General features: G+C 65.0%; 25 protein-coding genes. 17 read left to right on the forward strand and 8 right to left on the reverse strand.

Annotated elements, in window-relative coordinates; all coding sequences use genetic code 11:
* The first annotated feature begins 57 nt into the window (after positions 1-57).
* The 5 genes from ASD67_RS04605 to ASD67_RS04625 are packed head-to-tail and all read left to right on the forward strand — an operon-like array spanning position 58 to position 5,498.
* Complete coding sequence (locus ASD67_RS04605; RefSeq protein ID WP_056344056.1) at positions 58-1,260, forward strand: acyl-CoA dehydrogenase family protein; 1,203 nt, start codon at positions 58-60, stop codon at positions 1,258-1,260.
* Between the two features lie 37 nt (positions 1,261-1,297).
* Positions 1,298-2,722, forward strand: coding sequence for an MFS transporter (locus tag ASD67_RS04610; RefSeq protein WP_056344058.1), 1,425 nt, complete (start codon positions 1,298-1,300; stop codon positions 2,720-2,722).
* Positions 2,719-3,900, forward strand: a complete 1,182-nt coding sequence (locus ASD67_RS04615; RefSeq protein WP_235535568.1) for an NADH:flavin oxidoreductase — start codon at positions 2,719-2,721, stop codon at positions 3,898-3,900. Before ASD67_RS04610 ends, ASD67_RS04615 begins: the two co-directional genes overlap by 4 nt.
* A 23-nt stretch (positions 3,901-3,923) precedes the next feature.
* Positions 3,924-4,715 carry an SDR family NAD(P)-dependent oxidoreductase gene (locus tag ASD67_RS04620; RefSeq protein ID WP_056344062.1) on the forward strand — a complete coding sequence of 264 codons (792 nt, stop codon included), beginning with the start codon at positions 3,924-3,926 and terminating at the stop codon, positions 4,713-4,715.
* Positions 4,716-4,733: 18 nt separating this feature from the next.
* Positions 4,734-5,498: an SDR family NAD(P)-dependent oxidoreductase gene (locus ASD67_RS04625; RefSeq protein WP_056344065.1), complete on the forward strand. Its 765-nt coding sequence runs from the start codon at positions 4,734-4,736 to the stop codon at positions 5,496-5,498.
* A 6-nt stretch (positions 5,499-5,504) separates the two neighbouring features.
* Here the strand turns inward: ASD67_RS04625 and ASD67_RS04630 are convergent, their stop codons facing one another.
* Entirely contained in the window at positions 5,505-6,074 is a 570-nt protein-coding gene (locus tag ASD67_RS04630; protein ID WP_056344068.1) for a nuclear transport factor 2 family protein, read from the reverse strand.
* 135 nt (positions 6,075-6,209) lie between these two features.
* On the opposite strand from ASD67_RS04630, the gene ASD67_RS04635 reads away from it, so the two are divergent.
* Positions 6,210-7,460, forward strand: a complete 1,251-nt coding sequence (locus ASD67_RS04635; protein WP_082544978.1) for an oxidoreductase — start codon at positions 6,210-6,212, stop codon at positions 7,458-7,460.
* A 1-nt stretch (position 7,461) separates the two neighbouring features.
* Here the strand turns inward: ASD67_RS04635 and ASD67_RS04640 are convergent, their stop codons facing one another.
* Genes ASD67_RS04640 through ASD67_RS04650 form a run of 3 tightly spaced genes read right to left on the reverse strand, consistent with a single transcriptional unit; the run spans position 7,462 to position 10,523 of the window.
* Positions 7,462-8,280, reverse strand: coding sequence for an enoyl-CoA hydratase-related protein (locus ASD67_RS04640; protein WP_056344073.1), 819 nt, complete (start codon positions 8,278-8,280; stop codon positions 7,462-7,464).
* Positions 8,281-9,357 (reverse strand): acyl-CoA dehydrogenase family protein, encoded by a 1,077-nt coding sequence (locus ASD67_RS04645; protein ID WP_056344076.1) that lies wholly within the window; start codon positions 9,355-9,357, stop codon positions 8,281-8,283. It abuts the gene before it with no gap.
* Positions 9,354-10,523: an acyl-CoA dehydrogenase family protein gene (locus ASD67_RS04650; RefSeq protein WP_056344079.1), complete on the reverse strand. Its 1,170-nt coding sequence runs from the start codon at positions 10,521-10,523 to the stop codon at positions 9,354-9,356. Before ASD67_RS04650 ends, ASD67_RS04645 begins: the two co-directional genes overlap by 4 nt.
* Positions 10,524-10,846: 323 nt before the next feature.
* Here ASD67_RS04650 and ASD67_RS04655 point away from each other — a divergent pair, with 323 nt between their 5' ends.
* Genes ASD67_RS04655 through ASD67_RS04695 form a run of 9 tightly spaced genes read left to right on the forward strand, consistent with a single transcriptional unit; the run spans position 10,847 to position 19,199 of the window.
* A complete protein-coding gene (locus ASD67_RS04655; RefSeq protein ID WP_056344082.1) occupies positions 10,847-12,049 on the forward strand; it encodes a cytochrome P450 in 1,203 nt (400 codons plus the stop codon).
* Positions 12,049-13,188 carry a serine hydrolase domain-containing protein gene (locus ASD67_RS04660; RefSeq protein WP_056344085.1) on the forward strand — a complete coding sequence of 380 codons (1,140 nt, stop codon included), beginning with the start codon at positions 12,049-12,051 and terminating at the stop codon, positions 13,186-13,188. The genes ASD67_RS04655 and ASD67_RS04660 overlap by 1 nt, the downstream gene beginning before the upstream one ends.
* On the forward strand, positions 13,185-14,435 hold the full coding sequence (locus ASD67_RS04665; RefSeq protein WP_056344087.1) for a cytochrome P450: 1,251 nt from the start codon (positions 13,185-13,187) through the stop codon (positions 14,433-14,435). The genes ASD67_RS04660 and ASD67_RS04665 overlap by 4 nt, the downstream gene beginning before the upstream one ends.
* A 12-nt stretch (positions 14,436-14,447) precedes the next feature.
* The gene (locus ASD67_RS04670) at positions 14,448-14,612 is read left to right on the forward strand and encodes a rubredoxin (RefSeq protein WP_056344091.1); all 165 of its coding nucleotides are present in this window, start codon (positions 14,448-14,450) and stop codon (positions 14,610-14,612) included.
* 1 nt (position 14,613) lies between these two features.
* Positions 14,614-16,194 carry a GMC family oxidoreductase gene (locus ASD67_RS04675; RefSeq protein ID WP_056344095.1) on the forward strand — a complete coding sequence of 527 codons (1,581 nt, stop codon included), beginning with the start codon at positions 14,614-14,616 and terminating at the stop codon, positions 16,192-16,194.
* A gap of 5 nt (positions 16,195-16,199) precedes the next feature.
* On the forward strand, positions 16,200-17,243 hold the full coding sequence (locus tag ASD67_RS04680; protein WP_156377574.1) for a phosphotransferase: 1,044 nt from the start codon (positions 16,200-16,202) through the stop codon (positions 17,241-17,243).
* A 19-nt stretch (positions 17,244-17,262) separates the two neighbouring features.
* A complete protein-coding gene (locus tag ASD67_RS04685) occupies positions 17,263-18,009 on the forward strand; it encodes an SDR family oxidoreductase (RefSeq protein ID WP_200937984.1) in 747 nt (248 codons plus the stop codon).
* Positions 18,006-18,494: a cupin domain-containing protein gene (locus ASD67_RS04690; RefSeq protein WP_056344101.1), complete on the forward strand. Its 489-nt coding sequence runs from the start codon at positions 18,006-18,008 to the stop codon at positions 18,492-18,494. Before ASD67_RS04685 ends, ASD67_RS04690 begins: the two co-directional genes overlap by 4 nt.
* A gap of 3 nt (positions 18,495-18,497) precedes the next feature.
* A complete protein-coding gene (locus tag ASD67_RS04695; RefSeq protein WP_056344104.1) occupies positions 18,498-19,199 on the forward strand; it encodes a nitroreductase in 702 nt (233 codons plus the stop codon).
* Between the two features lie 13 nt (positions 19,200-19,212).
* Here ASD67_RS04695 and ASD67_RS04700 read toward each other — a convergent pair whose 3' ends face one another.
* The 4 genes from ASD67_RS04700 to ASD67_RS04715 form a co-directional block, all read right to left on the reverse strand.
* Positions 19,213-19,443 carry a biotin/lipoyl-containing protein gene (locus ASD67_RS04700; RefSeq protein WP_056344107.1) on the reverse strand — a complete coding sequence of 77 codons (231 nt, stop codon included), beginning with the start codon at positions 19,441-19,443 and terminating at the stop codon, positions 19,213-19,215.
* Positions 19,444-19,453: 10 nt separating this feature from the next.
* The gene (locus ASD67_RS04705) at positions 19,454-20,464 is read right to left on the reverse strand and encodes an alpha-ketoacid dehydrogenase subunit beta (protein ID WP_056344110.1); all 1,011 of its coding nucleotides are present in this window, start codon (positions 20,462-20,464) and stop codon (positions 19,454-19,456) included.
* Entirely contained in the window at positions 20,461-21,450 is a 990-nt protein-coding gene (locus ASD67_RS04710; protein ID WP_056344113.1) for a thiamine pyrophosphate-dependent dehydrogenase E1 component subunit alpha, read from the reverse strand. The genes ASD67_RS04705 and ASD67_RS04710 overlap by 4 nt, the downstream gene beginning before the upstream one ends.
* Before the next feature lie 86 nt (positions 21,451-21,536).
* A complete protein-coding gene (locus tag ASD67_RS04715) occupies positions 21,537-22,328 on the reverse strand; it encodes a FadR/GntR family transcriptional regulator (protein WP_056344115.1) in 792 nt (263 codons plus the stop codon).
* Positions 22,329-22,521: 193 nt separating this feature from the next.
* On the opposite strand from ASD67_RS04715, the gene ASD67_RS04720 reads away from it, so the two are divergent.
* Positions 22,522-23,865 (forward strand): aromatic ring-hydroxylating oxygenase subunit alpha, encoded by a 1,344-nt coding sequence (locus ASD67_RS04720; protein WP_056344119.1) that lies wholly within the window; start codon positions 22,522-22,524, stop codon positions 23,863-23,865.
* Positions 23,862-25,508: an FAD-binding protein gene (locus tag ASD67_RS04725; RefSeq protein ID WP_056344122.1), complete on the forward strand. Its 1,647-nt coding sequence runs from the start codon at positions 23,862-23,864 to the stop codon at positions 25,506-25,508. The genes ASD67_RS04720 and ASD67_RS04725 overlap by 4 nt, the downstream gene beginning before the upstream one ends.
* Positions 25,509-25,518 lie beyond the last annotated feature (10 nt).

Consider the following 25,518-nt stretch of genomic DNA (forward strand, 5'->3'; position numbering starts at 1 on the left):
GTTCGGCACCCGGGTGGTCCTGCTCGACCGCATTGCCGACATGCTGGAGGCCGCGTGATGGGCCGGACATTCGACATCGTCTCCAAGGTCGGCGACGAGGCGGCGTTCCGGCAGGAAATCCGCGACTGGCTGGCCGCCACCGTGCCCGCCGACTGGCGCCGGCGATGGCAGGCTGTACGCGAATCCGAACTGAAAGCGATCGTTGTCGAATGGCTCGATGAACGCCGCAAGGTCGGGCTGGCGACGCCGCATTGGCCGCGCGAGTGGGGCGGCCCCGGTATTCCCTTCGCGTATCAGATCATCGTCTATGAAGAATTCGCGCGCGCCGACGCGCCCGAACTCGACATGTTCACCATCTCGCTGTTCCATACCCCGGCGACGCTGTTCGAACATGGCACACAGCAACAGAAGGATCGCTATATCGGCGGGGTCGCGCAGGGCGCCGACATCTGGTGCCAGGGATTTTCGGAACCCGGCGCGGGGTCCGACCTCGCCTCGCTGCGCACCGCGGCGCGGCGCGAGGGCGATCATTATGTCGTGAACGGGCAGAAGATCTGGTCGTCGGCGGCGATGCACGCCGACTATTGCCTGCTCCTCGCGCGCACCGACCCGCACGGCAAGCGCAAACATGACGGCATCTCCTATTTCATCATGGACATGACATCGCCGGGGGTCGAGGTTCGCCCGATCCTGCAGATCACCGGCGAATCCGAGTTCGCCGAAATCTTCCTCGACGATGTGAAAATCCCCGCCGAAAATCTGATCGGCGCCGAGGGCAATGGCTGGAACATCGCCCAATCCACCCTGTCGACCGAGCGCGGCCTGCTGATCTTCGGCGCGGTCGAGCGGCTCGCGCGGTCGTTCGAGCTCGACGCCGAGGAGGCGAGGGACGGCTGGATGAAGGACGTCCAGTTGCGCCGCGAATATGCCGCCTTCCATGCCGAGCTTCAGTCGTTGCGGTTGATGATCCGCAAGCTGTTGATCGAACTCGAGGCGAATCCCGACAAGGCGTCGCCGACGCTGCCGACCTATATCAAGCTGATCTGGGGCCCGTTCCTGCAACGCTACACCGAATTCCTGCTGCGCGCCGATGGCATCGCGGCGCTGAAGTGGCAGCCGTCGATCCCCGGCACCGGGCACAGCAGCCGGCTGCGCATGAATGATTTCCTGAAAAGCTATGGCTGGACGATCGCGGGCGGATCGAACGAGGTCATGCGCAATATCGTATCGGAACGCATCCTCGGCATGCCGCGCGGCTGATCCGAAGACAGAATGATCGTGCGGGAGAGAGAATAGAGTGACCGAAGCATTGCCCGCCCGATCGGAGGCTTCGGCCTTTTACCGGCTCATCATTCCGCTGATGATCGCCGAGGTCGTCGCGGCGCTCGAACTGACGATGATCTATGCCGCGATGCGCAGCCTTGTCGCCGACTTCGGCGGCACGTCGTCGGCGGGCTGGCTGGTCACATCCTTCATGCTGTCGTCGGCGGCGGGCGCGGCGCTGTTCGGCCGGCTCGGCGATCTTCTGGGGCGGCGGCGCATCCTGCTCTGGGTCGTCGCGCTGTCGACGGTCGGATCGCTCATCAGCAGCGTTACGAGCGACCTCGGCTGGCTGATCACCGGGCGCGCAATGCAGGGCCTGGCCGGCGCGATCATCCCGCTGTGTTTCGGCCTGATCCGCGAACGGGTCGCGGCGGACCGCGTGCCGCTGGGGATCAGCCTCATCGCGTCGTCGGCCAGCATCGCGGCGGCATCGGGGCTCGTGATCGGCGGGCTGATCGTCGATTATGCCGACTGGTCGATGATCTTCAAGGTTTCGGCGGCGATGGGCGCCATCGCCTTCGTCGCGGTGCTGATCCATGTCGCCCCCGACAAGCGATCCAACCTGGGCGGCGTGCGCGACGATCTGGTCGGCGGCCTGCTGTTCATCCCGGCGGCAGTGGGCCTGTTGCTCGCCATCGATAACGGCGGCCACGCCGGCTTCACCGATCCGATGACGATGGTCTATGCGGCGGTCGCCATACTGTCGCTGATCGCCTGGATCTGGCGCGAACTCAGCGTCGAAAATCCGCTGATCGACGTCCGCCTGCTGGCGAAGCCGCAGATCGCATGGGCCAATATATTGTTCGTGACGATCGCGCTCGGCGTGTTCCAGGGCGGGCAGATCATGGCGCTGTTCGGCCAGCAATCGCCCGCGACCGGCGCCGGACTGGGGCTCAGCGCGACGCTCGCCGGCTTTCTGTTGCTGCCCGCGAACATTCTCACCGGGCTGATCTATCCGCTGGTGGCGCGCGCGAACCAGAATTTCGGTCCGCGCCGCGTCGCGACGACGGGGTGCCTGATGGTGGTGGCGTCCTTTCTCGCGCTGGTCGCCTGGCACGAGGATATCATGACCGTGATGCTGCTGCTCGTCGTGCAGGCGGTGGGCCTCGGCATCGTGTACGTCACCATCCCGATCGTCATCGTCGGCGCGGCGCCGATGGACCGGGTCAGCGAAGCCACCGGGATGATGGCGGTGATCCGGTCGACCGCGATGGCGATCGGCGCGCAGACTGTCGCGACGATGCTGTCGAGGGGGGGCGGTCATCACGGGGCATCCACCGGCGTCTTCCCGACCGAGGCGGCCTATGAAAATGTCTTTCTGTTCGTGGCCGTCACCGCGCTGATCGGTGCCCTTGTGGCGCAGAGACTCCCGCGCAGCCTTGCGGCCCCGTCACAATGACCCAGGCGAAAGAACACCCCATGGACGAGCGGATCGCTCCCCTCTTCTCTCCCTTCGCACTGCACTCGCTGCGCCTCGCGAACCGCATCGTCATGGCGCCGATGACGCGGGGCTTTTCGCCGCAGGGCGTTCCCGGCGCCGATGTCGCCGACTATTATAGCCGCCGCGCCGACACCGGGCTGATCATCACCGAAGGCGTCGGCGTCGATCATCCCGCCGCGCTGGGCGGCAGCGGCGTCGATGGCGACAACGCCCCGCACATGTACGGCAAGGCGGCGCTGAGCGGCTGGCGCGCGGTGATCGATGCCGTCCACGCCGCCGGCGGCGTGATCATGCCGCAATTATGGCATCAGGGGGTGATGCGCGAAATGGGCACCGGCCCGCATCCCGACACCGAATCGGTACGACCCTCGGGCGTCTGGGGACCACTCGACCGGACCGCGATGGTCTCGCCCGACTATATCGAACGGGTCGCAGCCAAACCCGGCCGGGCGATGACCGACAGCGAGGTCGGCGACGTGATCGAGGGCTTTGCCCGCAGTGCGCGCTGGGCGATGGAGGCGGGGTTCGATGGGATCGCGATCCACGGCGCCCATGGCTATATGGTCGATAATTTCCTGTGGGAGGGTACCAACGGCCGCACCGACCGCTGGGGCGGCGACCATAAGGGCCGGACCGCCTTCGCCGCCGCGCTGGTCCGGGCCGTGCGCCGCGAGATCGGCCCCGATCCGGTGATCAACTTCCGCTTCTCGCAATGGAAACAGCAGGACGTCCGCGCCCGTCTCGCCGATACGCCGCGGCAGCTGGAAGAGGTACTCGGTCCGATCGCCGATGCCGGGGTCGATATCTTCGACGGCAGCCAGCGCTACTTCGACAAGCCCGAATTCGAAGGCTCGCCGCTCAACCTGGCGGGCTGGGCCAAAAAGCTGACCGGCAAGGCGTCGCAGACCGTCGGCGGCGTCGGCCTGTCGTCGGGGGTCTATGATTCGAAAAAGACCGGCGGGTCCGACGCGGCGCGCGACAATGTCCACAGAGTGGCCGAACGCCTCGCGCGCGGCGAGTTCGACCTCGTCGGGGTCGGCCGCGCGATCATGCACGATCCACACTGGACGCGCCGCATCCGCGAGGGCGAGGACCTGTTGCCGTTCGACGAAAATTCACGGCTGGTCCTGACCTGACGCGGCGAGCGAGGAGAGCAAGCATGGCGGGATCGTTGGACGGCCGCACCGCGATCGTCACCGGCGCCGGGCGCGGGATCGGACGCGGCATCGCGGTCGAACTGGCGCGCGAAGGCGCGAATGTCGTCGTCGCCTCGCGATCGCAGGGCAGCATCGACGATACCCTCGCCGAAATTGCTGCAGCGGGCGGCACAGGCGTCGGGATGGTCTGCGATGTCGGCGATGCGGCGCAGATCGCCGCGACCGTCGCCGGCGCGGTCGAGCGCTTTGGCGCGCTCGATATCCTCGTCAACAACGCGCAAAGTTTCGGCACCGCCGAGCAGCCGGCGCCGACACCGGTGATCACGCCGCTGGAGGATTTCAACGACGGCGAGTGGGACCGCACCTTTGCGACGGGTCCGACTGCAACCTATTATTTCATGAAGGCGGCCTTCCCCCATCTGAAGGCTTCGGGCGCCGGACGGATCATCAACTTCGGCTCCTATTGGGGGCAGATCGGCTATGAGGGATCGGCGGCGTATAACGCGGCCAAAGAGGCAATTCGCGGGCTGACGCGAACCGCGGCGCGCGAATGGGGCAAATATGGCATCACCGCCAATGTGATCAATCCGGCGATCGCCTCGGACGCGTTGCAGAGCTTCGTTCGCAACCAGCCCGACCATGCCCGAAAGGCGGTCGAGACGATCCCGCTCCGCCGCTATGGCGACATCTATGCCGACGGCGGCCGCCTCGCGGTGTTCCTCGCGGGCGACGACGCCTCCTTCCTGACCGGCATGACCTTCCAGGCCGATGGCGGCCTTTTCATGTCGCCTTAGGCGAGCGAGGAGGATGTCATGACCCAGGGGTTCGCAGGCCATGTCGCGCTCGTCACCGGCGGTGCATCGGGGATCGGCGAAGCGATCGTGCGGCGCCTGGTCGCCGATGGCGCGCAGGTGCTGTTCACCGATATCGACGAAGCCGCCGGTGAGCGCATGGCGGGCGAAATGCCGGGCGCCGTCACCTTCTTCCGCGCCGATGCGACCGTCGAGGCGGATGCCGAACAGAGTGTCGCGGCGGCGCTCGCCGCCTTTGGCCGCCTCGATATCGCGATCAACAATGTCGGCAATTTCGGCGTCGGCGATGCCGCTGGAATCGGGCTGGAAGACGTCGCGCTGGATGCTTGGGACAATACGCTGCGCCAATGCCTGACGAGTTGCGTGCTGGGCATGAAATATGCGCTGCCGCCGATGCTCGCCGCCGGGTCGGGCAGCATCGTCAACGTCGCATCGCTCGCGGGCATTCGCGTGACGCGCTTCGCCTCCTATGCCTATCATGCCGCGAAGGCCGGGGTCGTGCACCTCAGCGAAGCGGCGGCGGTGCTCTATGCTGATCGCGGCATTCGCGTGAATGTCGTCGCGCCGGGGCTGACGCTGACCCCCAATATCGCGCGGGCGATGAGCGAAGAGGCGCGCACCGCGCTCGTCGGCGAATTTCACCCGTCGCGGCAAATGGTGTCGCCCGAACAGATTGCCGATGCGGTGGCTTGGGCCGCCGCGCCCGCCGGCGCGCGTGCGACGGGGCTGATGATCCCGATCGATGGCGGCTGGTCGGCGCGCTGAGGCCGCTCAGGGCAGGCTGGTCACCTCCGCCCGCTCATCGGGATGCCCATCCCAATACTGGCCCCAGCTCTCGTCCGATTGCGGCAATTCGCAGCGGAAGCGGTCCTCGCGCCCCGGCCATTGGTTGAAATCGATCGTGCGCGGCGCGGTGCGCGGGTCGCCGACGAACAGGAAACGCGGCCGCCGCCCGAGAAAATACCAGCGCCCGTCGACGCGGCAATAGCGGTCGAAATAGACCATCAGGTTGACGATCCAATGGTCGCCATCCTCATGCTCGGCGCGGCAATAGACGGTGCCGCGCGCGCTGTCGGCGGCGATATCGGTGATGACATGGCCGGCGACTTGGTGAAAGCTGCGGTAAAAGCCGGCGAGCACGCGGCCATAAAAGGCGCGCGCGCCGGTCGCCCCCAGCCCGTCGTCGCCGAAGCGCGTCTGCGGCGCGAACAACGCACCGAGATCGTCCAGGTTTCGGCTGTCGACCGCGCGCGCATAGCGCGCGGCAAGTTGCTGGATCGCGAGCTGCGCCTCGACCTTCTCCAGCCGCTGCACCCAGTCTTCCGTGGCGCCGTCGGCCATCGACTCCCCCCTTGTCACCTGATTATATCAGTATACTATTTAAAAGACGTCAGACGAACAAGGGGAGAGTGAGATATGCTGCAAACCGCTACGATCGCTGTAACCGATTATACCGGCCCGACGGAGCCCGAGCGTATGAAAACCACCAGCGCGACAGCCGGAAACGGCGCGCAGCCGCTGGACGTCGCGCCGCTTTTCACGCCGCTGACGATCGGCCGGCTGACGCTGCAAAACCGCTTCGTCATGGCACCGATGGGGCGCGGTTCGGCGAGCGACGGGGTTTTGTCGCCGGGCTATGCCCCCTATTATGGCCGCCGCGCCGAAGGCGGAGCGGGACTGGTCATCGGCGAAGCGACCGCGATCGATCATCCGACCGCGATGCATATGCGGACCAGTTCGACGATATATGGTGCGGGCGCCGAGGCCTGGGCGAAGGTCGCGAATGCCGTGCATGCCAAGGGCGGCGCGTTCATGCCGCAGATCTGGCACGCTGCGCTGATGCGTTCGCCGTATCCTGCCGACGACCCGAAGCTGGAAATGGCCAACCGCGATATGAAGTCGATGGGGCCGTCGGGGCTTTATATGCCAGGGCTGATCGATCCGTCGCTGACCCCGCCCGAGCCGGTGCAGGTCGAAGAGCCGATGACGGTCGCCGAGATCGACGAGTGCATCGCATCCTATGCCCGCGCCGCGGCGACCGCGATGGCGATCGGGTGTGACGGGATCAACATCCACGGCGCGCACGGCTATCTGATCGACGAATTCCTGTGGTCGCGCTTCAACCGTCGCACCGACGCCTATGGCGGCAGCCTGGTCAATCGCGTCCGCTTCGCCGCCGAAGTGGTCGCCGCCTGCCGCGCCGCGACTGCGCCCGACTTTCCGATCATGCTGCGCCTGTCGCAGTGGAAACAGCAGGACTATCGCGCACGGATCGCCGAGTCCGCCGACGAGCTGGCCGAAATCGTCGAGCCGCTGGCGGCTGCCGGCGCCGACCTGTTCGACTGTTCGACCCGGCGGTTCTGGGAAGCCGAATTCGCCGGATCGGACCTCAGCCTGTCGGGCTGGATCAAAAGGCTGACGCGAAAGCCGACGATGATGGTCGGCTCGCTGGGGATCGCCAAGGAGGTGCTGGAAAAGGACGCGATGGCCGCGCTGCGCGCCGTCGCGGCCGGCGGCAAGGCAGCGGCGCCGACCGACATCGCGACGATCGACGGCCCGCCGCATATGCTCGAAGAGGCGCTGCGGCGCTTTGCGCGGGGCGATTTCGATCTGCTGGGGGTCGGGCGGATGATGATCGCCAATCCCGATTTCGCGAACCGCGTCCGCGACGGCGACTACGCCGCGCTGCAGGTTTACCGGACCGAACATCTGATGAAGCTCGAATGATTTAGCTTTCGCTTATGGGCGGCGCGAAGGTCGCGGTGACGGGCGCGAAGCGCGCCGGCCGCCCTTCGCGTTTCGCCGCCAGCGCCTCACCGAAATCAGCGCCATGAAGGGTTTCGCGCGTCAGCCTTGCCGCATTCGCGCGCGCCGTTTCGAAATCCTCGCCGCTTGCATCGCCAAGCTGGCGCTTGATCAGCGCAAAACTCGACGGCGCGCCTTGCGCCAGTTCGACCGCATAGGCCAGGGCTGCATCGTGAAAACCCGCGAGCGGGAACAGGCGCGAGACAAGCCCCTTGGCATGGGCTTCGTCGGCGGCAATCCCGCGCGCCGAGAGCAGCATTTCGGCGGCATTGCCGGAGCCCATCAATCGCGACAGCAGCCACGCCAGCCCTCCCTCGGCACACAGTCCAAGCTTGGCGAACGGGGCGACGAAGATCGCATCGTCGGCGGCGACGCGAATGTCGGCCGAACAGGCGAGCGCGAGGCCAATCCCCGCGCACGGACCATGGATGGCGGCGATGACCGGCTTTGGCATCGACATCAGTCCGTCATAGCGCAGGCCGCCCGAACCCGAATTCTGCGCCGCCGGATCATCGGAAAGTTCGTCGAGGACCTGCAGGTCGGCGCCAGCGCAAAACGCCCGCCCCGCCCCCGTCAGCAGCACGACCCGCACTTCGGGATCGGCGGCGGCACGGGTGAAAGCGGCGGTCAGGCCGCGCGACAATAAGCCGTTGGACGCGTTCAGCCGGTCGGGACGGTTGAGCGCGATCCGCGCAACGCCCCGCTCAACCGCATAGAGAACGACATCCTGCCCTTGGTCCATCTACCAGCCCGCCAGATCCGCCGCGCGAAGCCGGTGGCGGCTGGGCGATCCCAGCCAGGCCCAGTCGAGCATGGCGCGCTTCATATAGATGTGCGTGTCATGCTCCCAAGTAAAGCCGATGCCGCCATGCGCCTCGACCGTGTCGCGCGTCACCTGGAGATAGGTGTCGGTCAGATGCGCCTTTGCCTGCGCCGCAGCATGTGCGGCTTTCTCGGGCAAAGCGTCCCACGCATGCGCGGCGTACCAGTACAGCCCACGGGCGGGTTCGGTCGCCAGCGCCATTTCGACGAGCTGATAGCGCAGCCCCTGAAAGCCCGCGACCGGCTGGCCATATTGTTCGCGCACCCGGGCATAGTCGACCGACATCGTCACGCACCGCTCGGCACCGCCAAAGGCATCGGCGGCGATCAGGACTGCGGCCGCGTCGATCAGACGGTCGCGCACCGCCAGCCCGTCCGTAAGCAACTCGGCCTCCGCGCCATCGAAAACCACCGTGTCGACCGGACGCGTGCGGTCGCCGCTGTCGATCCGCTGCGTGCTATAAGCCGCGCCCTTCTCGACCAGCGCCAGCCCTTCGGCGACGCCGACGACGATGAGATCGGCTTCCGCGGCGTTGGGGACCAGCACCTTGGTGCCGGCAAGACCGCCAGTTGCCGTCAATTGCCATTCCTCGGGGAGCCAGGCGCCCTTGCCTTCGCCGAAAGCGACGGTGGCCAAAATCTCGCCCGCCGCGAGCCGTGGCAGCCACTTGGCCTTTTGCGCATCGCTGCCGCCCAAAGCGATCGCGACAATCGCCAGCGCATGGCCGAGCCAGGGCACCGGCGCGGCATAGGCGCCGAGCAGTTCGGCGACGACCGCGAGATCGACCATGCCCAGCCCGAGGCCGCCCTGCTCCTCGGGTACGAAAATCGCCGGCAGGCCCATATCGACGAGCGCGGCCCATAGCTCGGCATCATATTGCGCCTCGCCCTCGACGTCGAAAATCTTGTGGACGCGGAGCGAATCGCAGCGGTCGCGCAGCAGATCCTCGATCGAGGTGAGCAGCGCGAGTTGATCGTCGGAGAGCAGGAAGTTCATGCGCCCGCCCCCTGCGACCGGTCGCGCGGCAGGCCGAGCCCCCGTTCGGCGATGATGTTGCGCTGGATGTTCGATGTGCCGCCGGCGATCGACATCGACAGCGAGATCATGAAACGCTCGATCCATTTCAGCCGCGCGCCGCCCATGTCGGTGAAATCATCCTCGATGATATCGCGCGCGAGCTTGGAAATCCGCCCGGCGAGCTCGGTCATATAGAGCTTCGGCATCGTCTGGAACGATCCGATATCGCGGTCGTGCATGTCGTGCGATGTCGCGCGATAGGTCGAGTAAGTGAGCGACATCAACTGGCCCTCGATCGCGGCGAGTTCCTCGCGAATGCGGGGATCCTTGATCGCGGGCGCACCGTCGCGCTCGACCTCCTTCGCCATCTTCACCAGGTCGCGGAACATCGACAGGCTCCACGTCATCGACGAAATGCCCGACCGTTCGTGCTTCAGCGTCGAGCGGGTGACGTTCCAGCCGCGACCGCGCTCGCCGACCAGCATGTCGGCGGGGGTCTCGGCATTGTCGAAGAACACTTCGTTGAATTCCTTCTGGCGCGTCATCTGGACCAGCGGCCGCACGGTCACTCCAGGCTGCCGGATATCGATGAGCAGATAGGAAATGCCGGCATGCTTCGGCGCATCGGGTTCGGTACGCACGAGGCAGAACATGTGCGTCGCCTTGTGCGCGTGGGTGGTCCAGATTTTCTGACCATTGATGATCCATTTGTCGCCAACGAGTTCGGCCTTGGTGCGCAGCGATGCGAGGTCCGACCCGGCATTGGGTTCGGAAAAGCCCTGCGCCCAGACGATGTCACCGCGCAGCGTCGGCGCGATGAAGCGGTCCCTCTGGTCCTCGGTGCCCCATTCGAGCAGCGTCGGGACGACCAGCCCATTGCCCGGAATACGACCCGCCGGCGCGCGCGCCTTGGTCAGTTCCTCGCGAATGATCTCGGCCTTGCCGATGTCGGCTGCCTGTTCGCTGCCGCCGAAACGCCTGGGGATCGCACGGTGCAGATATCCACGCTCGGTCGCCGCGATCACGAACGCCCGCTCGTTCTCGCGCGATTTCAGATTGCCGTCGGCGGGCGGCCAATGCTGGCCGATGAAGTCCCGCACCTCCTGACGAAAGGCGTCATACTCCGCCCCGAAGCCCAGTTCCATCCTCAATCCTCTATATGATTAGCGCTTACCCTCCTTCAAATGCTGCGGCCGTCAAGAGTCAATCGAAAACGTAATAATCAGATAACTAAGTCACTTGATTATGCAGCAGCCGAGGCGCAGGTTTGTTGGCGCCGGATTCGGGGCAAGCCAGACAGGCCGCCCTTGACCTTTCGGCAACCGATGGCCACCCGGAAGCGGCCAGAAACGAATTGACAAATTATGTCCAAGTGTCAGAGCCGTGGGTGACCCGCCTCTTTGGGCGCATGAAAACTTCAAGAAACGACGGTCTCCAGGACCGGACGATGGGATGAGGAGAGCGAGCGATGCCGCAGACAGTCGCGGTCCCCGACAATGTGCCACCCGAACTGGTGGTCGATTTCGATTTCTACACGCTCGCCGGCAAGGCCGAGGATATCCAGCTCGCCTGGGCCGAGCTCCACAAGGGCCCCGACATCGTGTGGACCCCGCATTATGGCGGCTATTGGATCGCGACGCGCGCCGCCGACATCCAGGTGATGCAGGTCGATCACGAACATTTCAGCCACAATGAATTCGACATCCCGCTCAACCCCGGCCGGATGAAATCGATCCCGCTGTCGCTCGATCCGCCTGACCACACCCCCTATCGCAAGCTGTTGATGACCGGCTTCACGCCGCAGAAGGTCCGCCAATATTCCGAAGTCGCGCGCGAGACCGCGCAGGAACTCGTAGCGACGCTCAAGCCGCGCGGCGAATGCGAATTCATCGACGATTTTGCCAAGGTGCTGCCGATCAACGTGTTCCTGACGATGATGGGCCTGCCGCTGAGCGATCGCGACTTCCTGTTGCCGCGCGCCGAAATCGCGGTCCGCAGCAACGACATCGAGCTAAAGGCCCAGACCCAGGGCGAACTCGCCGGCTATCTGATGGGGCATATCGAGGACCGCAAGGCGAACCCGCGCGAAGACCTGCTCGGCATGATCGTCAACGGCGAGGTCAGCGAACGGGCGCTGACCCCACACGAGATCATGGCGATGTCGCTGCTGGTGCTCGTCGGCGGACTCGATACGGTCGCGTCGCAGATCGGTTTCGTCGCGCATTTCCTCGCAAAGAACCCCGGGCATCGCCGTGAACTGGTCGAAAATCCGAAGCTTGCGCAGGTCGCCTGCGAGGAATTCCTGCGCCGCTACGGCCTGCCGAACACCGCGCGGCAGCTGACCGAAGATTATGACTATAAGGGCCTGAAGTTCAAAAAGGGCGACATGATCCAGATGCCCAAATGCCTCTATGGCCTGGACGACCGGATCAATGACCGACCGGAGGTCGTCGATTTCCACCGCAAGCCGTCGGAGATCAAGCATGCCGCGTTCGGTGCGGGGCCGCATGTCTGCCCCGGCAATGTGCTGGCGCGGCGCGAGCTGATCATCTTCCTTGAGGAATGGCTGCCCGCGATCCCTGATTTCGAGATCGACCCCGACCGCCCCCCCGTCTTTGCCGCCGGCAGCGTCAACGGCGTCGACAAACTCTATCTGAAGTGGGCGGTGTGATGGCCATCGACGACAGCGGCGTCCGCGCCGCGATCCGCGCTGCGATCGATGCGGGGCATGAAGAGGCGGTGCATGTCGTCGCCTATCACAAGGGCGCCAAGGTGCTGGACCTGTGGGATGGCCTCGCCGACCCCGCGTCGGGGCGCAAGGCCGACGCCGACACCTTGTACAATGTCTATTCGGTAACGAAGGCGGTCGCCGCGACCGCGCTGCATATCCAGGCCGAGCACGGCCATGTCGATTATGACGCGCCGATCGCCGATTACTGGCCTGAATTCGCGCAGAACGGCAAGTCCGCAGCGACGGTGCGCCACGCTCTCACCCACCGCGCCGGCGTCCCGCTGATGCCCGAAGGCGTGACCCCCGAGGCGATGTGCGACTGGGAGTATATGACCGGCGCGATCGCCGCGATGGAGCCGCTCGCGCCGCCGGGCGAGAAGACGCTTTATCAATCGATGACCTTCGGCTGGATCATCGGCGAGATCGTCCGTCGCAGCGACGCGAAGGGCCGCGACTTCCGCCAGTTCGTGCTCGACGAGATCAATGCGCCGCTCAGCCTTTCTGACCTGTGGATCGGCATCCCCGATACGGTCGCCGATCGCGTCGCCGTCATGTCGAACCGCAACGAGAATGACCCCCCGCCGCCCGCCGCGACGCTTTATGCCCGCTCGATGCCCGCCTCGGTCGACCTGGTGCCGCCGGTGTTCGCGCGGCCCGAGGTGCAGCGGGCGTGCATCGCCGGGGTCGGCGGCATCTTCAACGCCCGCGACGAAGCACGCTTCTGGGCGATGCTGGCGGGCGGCGGCGCACTGGACGGGGTGCGCCTGCTGTCCGCCGACCGCGTCGCGGGCTTCTCCACGATCCGTGACAATGGCGACGAACCCGACCCGGTGATGTTCGGCATTCCGATCCCGATCAGCACCGGCGGATATTGGCTCGGCGGCCACCGCGTCAGCGGCCCGCGCGCGATCTGGCATCCCGGCGCCGGCGGCTCGATCGGCTGGGCCGACCCCGACCAGCACCTCGCCGTGGCGATCTGCCACAACCGCATGTTCAACGCGCGCGACCCGCAGGACGACCCGATCCTGCCGATTTCCAAGGCCGTGGTCGCGGCGCTCGGCCTGGAGTGGAAATCATGACCGCGATGCCCCGCCTCGAAGATCTCGAGGACAAGAGTTTCGACCCGTTCCTGGTCGAGAAATTGTCGACGGGCAACTGCCCCGATCCCTACCCGCGCATCCACGAGCTGATGGCGCAGGGCGCGGTGGTCGAGGGCAGCTATCGCATGCAGTTCACCGACGTGCCCGACGCGCAGATGGGGCATCTGCCGCAGGTGATGGTGCTTGGGTACGACGCGGTGATGAAGGTGCTGACCCAGCCCGAAATCTTCACCAACAAGGAAGCGTTCCGGCGCAACCTCGGCCGCTCGTTCGGCAACACGGTGACGGTGATGGATGCGCCCGAACACACGCATTACCGCAAGATATTCCAGAAGGCGTTCCTGCCGCAGATCGTCACCCAATGGGGCGAGACGGTGGTCGATCCGGTGGTCAACCGGCTGATGGGCGAGTTCGTCGGGCGCGGCGAAGCCGATTTGATCGAGGAATTCACCCACCATTATCCGTTCCAGGTCATCTATGCGCAGGTCGAGCTGGAACCCGATCAGGCGCCGGTGTTCCACAAGCTGGCGATCGCGCAGATCCTGTCGTCGATCGGCCTGCCGCAAGGTCCCGAGGCGAGCACGAAACTCGGCACCTTCTTTGGCGCCCTGCTGGCGCGCAAGCGCGAGAATCCCGGCACCGACCTGATCAGCCACCTCGCCACGGTCGAGGTCGGCGGCGAGCGGCTGCCCGACGATGTGCTGATCTCCTTCCTTCGCCAGCTGATGAACGCCGGCGGCGACACCACCTATCGCGGCACCAGCGTGTTGTTGACCGGCCTGCTAACGCATCCCGAGCAGCTCGCCGCGGTCGCCGCCGACCGCAGCCTGATCCCGCAGGCGATCGACGAAGCGCTGCGCTGGGAAGGGCCGGTGACCTCGACCTTCCGCTATGCGGCGCAGGATAGCGAGATCGACGGCATAACGATCAAGGCGGGGACCTTCATCAATCTGGTCCTCGCCTCGGCCAACCGCGATCCGCGCAAGTTCGAAAATCCCGACAGCTTCGACATCTTCCGCAACCGCAGCACGCGCCACATCGCCTTTGCGAGCGGCCCGCATCTGTGCATCGGGCAGCATCTGGCGCGGGTCGAAATGACGCGCGCGCTCAATGCGATCTTCGACAGGCTGCCGGGCCTCCGGCTCGATCCCGACAAGCCCGGCCCCGATATCCGGGGACATTTGCTGCGGGTGCCCGAGCATCTGTGGGTCAGGTTCGACAGCTGACGGAGACGGCCCATGAAGAAGTGGATGTGCATGAACTGCGGCTGGATTTATGAGCAGGAACTCGGCGACCCGGCGGGCGACATCGAACCCGGCACGGCGTGGGAGGATATTCCCGACGACTGGAAATGCCCCGATTGCGGCGCGGTGAAGGCCGAATTCGACATGGTCGAGATCTGAAATGGGACCGTTCGACTATATCATCGTCGGCGCCGGATCATCGGGCTGCGTGCTCGCCGAACGGCTCAGTCGCAGCGGCCGCCACAAGATTTTGGTGATCGAAAGCGGCCCGGTCGATTCCAGCCCGCTGATCGACATGCCGCGCGGCTTCGGCAGGACGCTGATGGATCCGAAGCTGACCCATGCCTATGTCGCGAAGAAGACCGGCGGCCATAACGAACCCGAATATTGGGTGCGCGGCAAGGCGCTCGGCGGGTCGGGTTCGCTGAATGGCATGGTCTATGTCCGCGGCCAGCCGAGCGACTATGACGAATGGGATTGCGAAGGGTGGCGCTGGGCCGACCTCAAGCCGCATTTCAAGGCGCTCGAGAACCATGAACTGGGCGCATCCGACATGCGCGGCACCGGCGGTCCGCTGAACATCACCGTCCACCCGACGAAATTGCCGGTGCTCGAGGCGATGATCGCCGCCGCCGCCGAAATGGGGGTGCCGACGGTCGACGACCTCAATTCGCTCGACAGCGCCGGCTTCGGCTACCAGCCGCGCAACATCTGGAAGGGCAAGCGCCAGAGCGCGGCAAAGGTCTTTCTGCGCCCCGCGATGCAGCGGCCCAATGTCACGGTCGTGACCGACACCGATGTGCTGCGGCTGGTGCATGAGGGCAGCCGGATCACCGGTGTGCGCATCCGCGACGCTTCGGGCGAACAAGAGATTGCCGCGCGCGAAGTGATATTGAGCGCCGGCGCGCTCAATTCGCCGACGCTGCTCCAGCGGTCGGGCATCGGCCCCGCCGCCCATCTGAAAAGCGTCGGCATGGAGGTGCTCCACAACGCGCCGGGGGTCGGCCACAATATGCGCGAGCACCGCCTGCTCCGTGCGCAATACCGGCTGCGCGGCGGCAGCGAGAATTTCGCCTTTCAGGGTCTCGGCCTCTATCTCAGCGCGCTGCGCTATTTCCTGTTCAAATCGGGGCCGTTGACCTCGGCGGCGTTCGAGGTCGGCGGCTTCATCCGCACCGAGCCCGGCAGCGGGCGCCCCGACGCCCAGCTCGGCATGGGACCGATGTCGATCGACAGCCGCACCCCCGGCCTGTCGCTTCACGATTTCCATGGCGCGATGTGCGGCGGTTATGTGATGCGCCCCGAAAGTCAGGGAAGCATTTTGATCGCCGGGCCGGACATTGCGACGCCGGCGATCATCGATCCCAATTATCTGGCAACCGATTACGACCGGCGCGTGTCGGTCGCGCTGTTCCGCGCGATCCGCAACCTCTTCGCCCAGCCGGCGCTCGCGCCGTTCGTCGTCGCCGAGGTCGATCCGAGCGCCGGCATCGAAACCGACGACGAGATCGTCGACGCCTATCACCGGATCGGCGGCAGCGGCTATCACGCGGCGGGCACCTGCCGGATGGGCACCGACGCCGCATCGGTCGTTGACACCGGCCTGCGCGTTCGCGGTGTGTCGGGGCTGCGCGTCGTCGATATCTCGGTGATGCCGTCGCTGGTGTCGGGCAACACCAATGCGCCCGCGATGGCGATGGCGTCGCGCGCCGGCGAACTCATCCTCGCCGACGCCGGCTAGGCTCGATGCGGGTTCCGGATAGTCTTGCTGAGGTGACGCCCGCCTGGCTGAGCGAGGTGCTCGCCCCGCGCTTTCCCGGCGTGCGGATCGACCGCGCCGAGCCGGTGGATGTGATCCATGGCGCCTGTACCAAGATACGGCTGGCGGTGGCGGGCGATCACCCCGACCTGCCCCCGACGATGATGATGAAGGTCGGTTTCGAGGCGCACAGCCCGGCCATGCGCAAGATGCATGCGAACGAATATCACGCCTATCACGACCTGATGCCGACGACCGGACTCAACGTCCCCGATTGTCTGGCCGCGGTCATCGACGACGAAGGCAAGGCGCTCGTCATCCTCGAGGATCTGTGCCTCCGCGACGTGCGCTTCCTGTCGTTGCAGCAGCCGATCGGTTTTGAACGCGCGAAGGCGTTTCTCTCCGGCCTCGCAAAGCTGCACGCCCCATGGTGGAATGCCCCCGAACTCGCGACGCGTTTCGCGTGGGTGCCGGACACCAGCGAAGAGTCGATGGCGCATTATTTTGGCCTGTTGCTGACGCCCGACCAGTTTCAATCCTACGCCACCGCGCCGCGTGGAGCAGCGATGCCGCGCTTCCTGCTCGATCCGCCGCGCATCCGCGCCGCGCACCGGGCGATGCGCGCGGCGCACGAAACGCAGGCGCGGGTCATCAACCATGGCGATATGCACCTCGGCAATCTCTACGTCGATGCCGACGGCACCCCCGGTTTCCTCGATTCACAGCCGCGTCTCGGCGCCTGGTCGATCGACGTCAGCTATTTCCTGATCGCCGGGCTCGACCTCGTCGACCGGCGACGCTGGGAAGCCGCGCTGCTCGACCATTATCTGGGCTGCCTGAAGGATCATGGCGTCGCTCCGCCGTCGTTCGACGACGCCTGGGCCGCCTATCGTCGCGACGTCGTGTGGGGCTTGCTGATCTGGATGCTCAACGGATCGCATTTCCAGACCGAGGCGAACAACACCGCCGCCGCGACCCGCTTCGCGATGGCGATGGTCGATCTCGACAGCTTCGGCGCGCTCGGTGTTTAGGGCACAGCGGAATATTCTGGTGACCGGTTCGGCGCGCGGCATCGGCGCGGCCGCCGTCCAACGGCTGCGCGAGGAAGGGCACCACCCGATCGGGCTCGATCTCGACGATGCCGACATCATCGCCGATCTCGCGACACTCGGCGGCCGGGCGGCGGCGCTGAAGGCGCTGGGCGAGCGGAGCGAGGGGACGTTGCACGGCGTCATCGCCTGCGCGGGACTGGCCGGTGCCAACACCGCGGCGATGGTCGGGGTCAATTATTTCGGCACGATCGCCTTGCTTGAAGGCGTGCGCGAACTGCTCGCGACGGCCGAAGACCCGCGCGCGGTTGCGGTCTCCTCGTCCTCGATCATCCTCGGCCATGATGAAGAACTGGTGGAAGCCTGCCTTGCGGGCGACGAGGCCGCCGCCCTGCGTCTGGCGGCGAAAGAACCGCGGCTGGTCTATGCCTCGACGAAGGTCGCGTTGAGCCGCTGGGTCCGGCGTCACGCGATCCGGCCCGAATGGGCGGGCGCGGGCATCCTGCTCAACGCGGTGGCGCCCGGTACGGTGCTGACGCGGATCACCCGCCCGATCCTCGCCACCGAAGAGGGGCGCGCGATGCTCGCCGAAGCGACGCCGATCGCGGTCGATCGCTATGCCGAAGCCGAAGACGTCGCGCCGCTGCTCAGCTTCCTTTCCGGTCCCGACAATCGCTATATCGTCGGGCAGACGATCTTCGCCGACGGCGGCAAGGACGCCATCCGGCGCGGCGACCGATTGCCGTGACCGGCGAGGCGCAACGCACGGGTCATCGCCGCATCGTGACCGGGCTCGATCCGACGGGGCGGTCGTGCATCCTGTTCGATGGCCCCGGGGGCTTCGTCACCGCAGCGGCAGGTGTCCGCGTCACATCGCTGTGGCAGAGCGACCGGTCGCCGGCGGACAACAGCGACGACACCGACGGAGCCGACGCCGCCTATTCTTTCGCCTTTGCTCGGGGCGGCACCAAGTTCCTGATCGTCGAATTCGATCCGGGCGACGGACTGCTCGGACCCGGCATGCACGCGACCGACACGCTCGACTATGGCGTCATGCTGGCGGGCCGGATCACCCTGGTCACCCAGACCGGCGAAGTCGATCTGGTGCCCGGCGACCTGATCGTCGATCGCGGCGTCCCGCACGCCTGGCGCAATCGCGGGCCGGAGATCGCAAAGATGATTTTCGTCAATATCGACGCGGTGCCGGTCGGTGCCGGCGCAACGGTGGAGTAAGCAATGGAAGACAGGACAGCGCTGGCGCAGGCGTATAGCGACGTGGTCAACGGGCGGCGCAGCATTCGCGGTTACAAGCCCGATCCGGTGCCGAAATCGCTGATTGTCGAGATATTGGAGCTGGCGATGCGCTCGCCTTCGTCGCTCAACACCCAGCCGTGGAATTTCTATGTCGTGACGGGCGAGCCGCTGACGCGGATCCGCGCCGGGAACACCCAGCGCAACCTGGAGCGCATTCCGCACACCCGCGAATTCCGCAGCATGGAGAATTACGACGGCGTCCACCGCGAACGCCAGGTCGGCGTGGCCAAGCAATTGTTCGGTGCGATGGGGATCGAACGCGACGACAAGCCGAAGCGCAAGGATTGGGTGCTGCGCGGCTTCCGGCAATTCGATGCACCGGCCTGTATCGTCGTCACCTATGACCGGGTGCTGGTGGGGAGCGACATCGCACCCTTCGATTGCGGCGCGGTCGCGACGGCGATCGTCAACGCCTCCTGGTCGCGCGGGCTCGGCTGCGTGATCAACAGCCAGGGCATCATGCATTCGGCGGTGGTGCGCGCCGAAGCCGGAATCGCCGACGACCAGACGATCATGATCTGCATCGCGATCGGCTGGCCCGACGAGAGCTTCCCCGCAAACGCCGTGGTGTCGACGCGCAAAGCCGTCGAGGAGGCGGCGACCTTCGTCGGGTTCGACGACTGAGCGCCGCCCCCCGCTAACCGATCTCGGCGATCAGATCGCCGACCTCATAGGTTTCGCCAACTTCGCCGATGATCTTGATCTTGCCGCTCGCGGGACTCTCGACCTCGTTCGTCGATTTGTCGGCCTCCAACGCGTAGAGCGGCTGGCCCTCGGTCACGTCAGCGCCGTCCTCCACCATCCATTCGGCGAGAATGCCTTCGTTCATCGAAAAGCCGATTTTCGGTATGGTCACTTGCACAGCCACTTGGGCCTCCTTAGCTGATAATGTCTTTGATGGCGGCGAGGATCGTGTCGGTATCCGGCGCATAAGCGGTTTCGAGCGGCCGCGAATAAGGCACCGCGCTGAACGCGCCGCCGAGCCTTTTGACGGGTTTCTTGAGCGCGCCGAACAGTTCCTCGTTGATCACCGAGGCGATTTCGGCGCCGGCGCCATGCTGCTTGACCGCTTCATGGACGACGATCACCCGACCGGTCTTGCGCGCCGATGCCAGCACCGTCTCGCGGTCCCACGGCGCGATGGTGCGCAGATCGACCACCTCGACCGAAATCCCCTGTTCGGCCGCCTGATCGGCGGCGGCGCGAGCCAGCACCGCCATGCGCGCATAGGTGACGATCGTCACGTCACTGCCCTCGCGCTGCACCGCGGCCTTGCCCAGCGGGACGCGGTGGCTGCTGTCGGGCAGTTCGAACGCCATCGGGGTCCGGTATGTCGGCAGGTTCTCGATGAAGATCACCGGATCGGGATCGTCGATCGCCGCGCGGAGCAGACCATAGGCGTCCGCCGGCGTCGACGGCGCGCAGACCTTGATCCCCGGGGTGTGCGCGAACCAGGCCTCCAGATAATCGCAATGCTGGCCGCCCGAACCGAAGCCCAGCCCGGTCATCGTCCGGATGACGATCGGCACGCTCGTCTGCCCGCCCGACATGAAGCGCAGCTTCGCGGCATGGTTGACGATCATGTCCATCGCAACGGTGGTGAAGTTCATCAGCATGATTTCGGCGATCGGCTTGTAACCGCCCAGGCTCGCGCCGATCGCGGCGCCCATGATCGCCTGTTCCGAAATCGGCGTCGAACGGACGCGGTCGTCGCCGAACGTCGTGGACAGCCCCTTGGTAATCTTGGCGATGCCGCCGCCCTCGGGATCGGCGAGATCTTCGCCCAGCGTGATTACCGTCGGATCGTCGGCAAAGGCATCCTGATAGGCTTTCGAAATCGCCTCGATGATGGTGACTTTCGGCTTCGCCGCCTTCTCCGCCGCGCTCATGCCGCGATCTCCTGCGCGAATACGTCGAAGCGCAAGGAGTCCCGTTCGGGCCAGGGCGAGGCGAGCGCATATTCGATCGCATCGTCGATCTGTTTTTCGATGTCCGCCTCGATCGCCGCCAGCTGATCCTCGCTCGCGATTCCGTCGGCGAGCAGGCGTGCGCGGAGGCGGGGAACGGGATCGGCCTCGATCGCCTCGGCTTTCTGTCCTTTGGGCATGTAGCTGTCATCGTCGCCGAAGGTATGGCCATGAAAGCGGAAGGTCATGCATTCGAGCAAGGTCGGACCTTCGCCGGCGCGCGCGCGCGCAACGGCTTCGGCAAAGGCCGAATACATCGCCTCGGGATCATTGCCGTCGACGCGGACGCCCGGAATGCCATAGCCCTCGGCGCGGCCGGCGATATTGCCGCCGGCGGTCATCTTTTCGAAGGTGGTATGCTCGGCGAACAGATTGTTCTGGCAGACGAAGATCGTCGGCAGTTTCCAGACCGCCGCCAGGTTGAGCGCCTCATGGACCGCGCCGATATTCGACGCGCCATCGCCGAAGGTGCAGACCGAAACCCGGTCGCTCTTGTCGAGTTGCGCCGCCCAGGCGAGACCGTTGGCGATCGGCGCCGACGATCCGACGATGCCGGTGGTGACCATGATCCCCTTCGGCGGATAGGTCAGGTGCATCGGCCCGCCCTTGCCCTTGCACGAACCGGTGGTCCGACCGGCGAGTTCGGCCCAGAGTTCGCGCAAGGGAAAGCCCTTGCCGAGCATGTCGTGGATGCCGCGATAGATGGTGCACAGCTTGTCGTCGTCGCGCAGCACCTGCCCCATCACCGAGGGAATGATTTCCTGCCCGCGATAGGAATAATAGACCATCGCGATCTGACCCGAGAGAATCACCTTCCGTGCACGCTCGTCGTTCGCTTTCAGCAACGCGGCGCGTTGATAAATCTCCAGCAATACCGCTGGATTCGCCACAAACTGCTTGCTGGCCATCGATCACACTCCCTGAGACAGTCGTTTATCAGTGCAATCAGTTATATAATTACACTGCTTCTGTCGAGAGTGATATGCGAGGAATTTCAGTCGATCAGATCGACCACCGAATTGGGGCCGACCTGCGCCAGCCACACTTTGCCCGCCGCGACCATATGCGCCTTCCAATGTTCTTCGGCGCCGGCGCCATCCTTGGCTTCGATCAGATCGACAAGCTTGGTATGCGATTTCAGGCCGAACCGGAGCTGTTTCAGCGAAATTTCCGGGTCGACCGAATTGCGCCGCTGCGCCAGGTTCAGATGTTCATTCACCAGACCGCTGAGCGCGTGCGAGAACATGATCAGCGTCTTGTTGCCGGCGAGGTCGATCATCGCCCGGTGAAATTCGGCGATCATCGACGTGATCGCGAACCGGTCCTTGATATGGCTCATTTCGCCTTCGATCATCGCGCGCAGGATCGGCACCGCTTTTTCGCTGTTGCGCTCGGCCACCAGCCGCGCCGCGGGCGGTTCGATCAGGGTGCGCATCTCGTAAAGGTCGCCGATGGTGACGCCCGTCGCCTGCAGGGTGATCCCGGCGGCGCGTTCGATCATCACATAATTGGGCGAACTGACGCGCGCGCCGCCCCGCGCGCCGCGCGCGACGGTCACCAGTCCCTCCGATTCGAGAATACGCACCGCCTCGCGGATCGTCGGGCGCGACACTTCGAATTCGGCAATCAGATGCGATTCGGCGGGAAGCGTATCGCCATCGACGAGTTCGCCGCGAATGATGGCGTTGCGGATTTGTTTCGCGACCAGTTCGGCGGTCTTGGGAACGCGAACGGCCGCCGCATTGCTTCGATTGCCGACGGGTATTGCGACAAAAGCGTTAGACAAGTTTAATTCCTTTATGGGGTTGGGCGCCTTTTGCCCCGAAACCGCGCGCCGCGCAAGCTTAGCCGGATCGACTCGCCTCTTGCAAACAGTCATATTACCTAGTTAGATGATAAGGTGCACGTCGGCGCGCGATCGGCATTGCGGAACGCGAGCCTATTCAGTACACTGAATGGGCATGAGGAGAGGAATTTCGATGAACGTTCAGACCAAGGACGGACTGCTGCAGGATGGCGCGGGCTATGTCGTCGCCGCCGATCATTATATTTCGCCCGAATTCGCGAAAATCGAGGCAGAAAAGCTGTGGTATCGCGTCTGGCAGATGGCCTGCCGCGAGGAAGAAATTCCCAATGTTGGCGATTTCTATACCTATGACATCGTCGACCAGTCGATCATCGTCATCCGCGTCGCGACCGACGAGATCAAAGCCTATTACAACGTCTGCCCGCACCGCGGCCGCACGATCACCGAAGGCTGCGGCCATGCCGCGCGCCTGTTCTGCAAATTCCATGGCTGGTCGTGGAAACTCGACGGGACGATCGCCAAGGTCGTCGATCGCCATGAATGGCCCGAAGAATCGCTGACCGACGACGACCTCAACCTGGTGCCGGTCAAGGTCGGACGCTGGAGCGGCTGGGTCTATATCAACATGGACCCCGACAGCATCAGCCTGGAGGAGCATCTGGCGCCGGCAAAAGCCTATCTCGACCCCTATGATATCGGCGGGATGAATTACCACTGGCGCAAATCGACGATCTTCGACTGCAACTGGAAGGTCGCGCTCGAAGCCTTCAACGAAGGCTATCATGTCCAGACGACGCACAACCAGATGCTGCGCTACATGGACGACTGGACGCAAAGCTATGCGCGCGGGCGCCATTCGCACTTCGGCTATTGGGAATCGATGCCGATGGGTTCGCGTTCGGCCCGGCTGACCGACGGCAAGCCGACCGAGGATATCCGCCCCGGCATCCGCGACTACATGGAAGATATGGCGGCAACGCTGAATGCGGGTTCGTCGGTGCAGACCGTCTTTGCCGCGCGGCGTGTCGAACAGGAGGTGCCGCCGGGAACCCCACCGATGGAGGTGCTCGCCAAATTCGGCCAGTATATATACGAAAACGCCGCCTCGCAGGGCCTGCAATGGCCGAGCATCACGCCCGAGCAAATGTATGCCGCGGGCGTCGACTGGCACTTGTTCCCGAACCAGATCATGCTGATGGGTCCCACCGGCCTGCTCGGCTATCGCGCGCGTCCGTTCGGGAACGACCCCGACAAATGCGTCTGGGATGTCTATTCGCTTCAGCGCTACCCCGAAGGGCAGGTGCCGAAGGTCGAGCATGAATGGAGCCAGGATCATGGCGACGTCGATTTCTGGGGCCTGATCCTGACGCAGGACTATCAGAATATGGGCCAGGTTCAGAAGGGCATGAAGTCGAAGGGCTTCAAGGGCGCCAAGCCCAATCCGCGCCAGGAGATCGCGGTCATCAACTTCCACCGCAGCCTCGACGACTTCGTCGAGAATGGATACGCCCAATGAGCGGGTGGGACGAGAGTGCCGATTTCATCGTCGTCGGCAGCGGGGGCGGCTCGATGCTCGCCGCGATCGCCGCGGTCGATGCCGGAAAGAAGCCGCTGATCCTGGAGAAGACCGACCGGGTCGGCGGATCGACCGCGCTGTCGGGCGGGGTTTTCTGGATTCCGAACCACCCCTTACAGGCCCGCGAAGGCGTCGACGACAATGCCGACAAGGCGCGCACCTACCTCGATTCGGCGGTCGGCGACGTCGGCCCGTCGACGTCGCGCGAGCGCAAGGACATGTTCCTGAAAATGGGTCCGCGAATGGTCGACTATCTCGAATCCAAGGGCATGCCCTTCGTCCGCTACGGCGGCTGGTCGGACTATCATGACGATCTGCCCGGCGGCTTGGCCGAGGGCCGCTCGCTCGGCGTCGAAATCTTCAACATCAAGACGCTCGGCAAGGAATGGTATCCGAAGCTTCGCCGCGGCGAATTCGGCATTCCCGCCAAGCGCACCGAAACCAAGCATCTGACGCTGATGAAGGTGACCTGGGCCGGCAAGCTCGCGATGGTGAAGATCGGCCTGCGCCTGATACGCAACAAGATCCTCGGCATCCACCAGGTCGGCTCGGGCGCCGCGATCCAGGGGCGGATGCTGAAAATGGCGCTCGGCCATGGCGTCGATATCCGCACCGATTCGGGGGTCAGCGATCTGGTCGAACAGGACGGCCGCATCGTCGGCGTCGTGACCGAAAAGGATGGCAAGCCCTGGCGGATCGAGGCGCGCGACGGCGTGCTGATCAACGCGGGCGGCTTTGCCCACAACGCCGAACTCCGCAAGAAATATGGCCCGCAGCCCTCATCGACCGCCTGGACCAACGCCAATCCCGGCGACACCGGCGAAATGATCGAGATCGCCCGCGCGCATGGCGCAGCGCTCGACCTGACCGATCAGGCGGTGTGGATTCCGACCTCGGTCCCGCCCGACGGCGCGCCGTTGATGAATGTCCCCGACCTGCCCAAGCCGCATTGCATCCTGGTCGACAAGCTGGGCAAACGCTTCCTCGACGAAGCGCAATCCTATATGGCGAACGGGCAGGACTTTTACGCGCATGGCGCGGTGCCCGCTTATGCGATCATGGATGCGTCCTATTTCAAGAAATACAGCTGGGGCTTTCGCATGGGCGCGATTCCGCAGATCTGGTACGACAGCGGCTTCCTCAAACAGGCGGCGAGCCTGCGCGAACTTGCGGCGCTGCGCGGGATCGATCCCGACGGCCTCGAAGCGACGGTCGAGCGCTTCAATGGCTTCGCCCGTGTCGGCAAGGATCCCGATTTCGGTCGCGGCGACAAGGCTTATGACCTCGTCTATGCCGACCGCACCCACAAGCCGAGCCCGACGCTGGGCGTCATCGAACGGGCGCCCTTTTATTCGATCGAGGTGTTCCCCGGCGATGTCGGCACCTTCGGCGGCATATTGACCGACGAATATGCGCGCGCGCTGCGCGACGACGGCAGCGTGATCCCCGGCCTCTATGCGACCGGAAACTCGACCGCCTCGGTGATGGGCAAGACCTATCCGGGTGCGGGCGCGAGCATCTCGCCGTCGTTCATCTTCGGCTGGGTGGCGGCGCAGCACGCGCTGCACCGCCTGCCGAACTGAGAGCCCGGAT

Source organism: Sphingopyxis sp. Root1497, from assembly GCF_001427085.1.
Classification (GTDB): Bacteria; Pseudomonadota; Alphaproteobacteria; order Sphingomonadales; family Sphingomonadaceae; genus Sphingopyxis.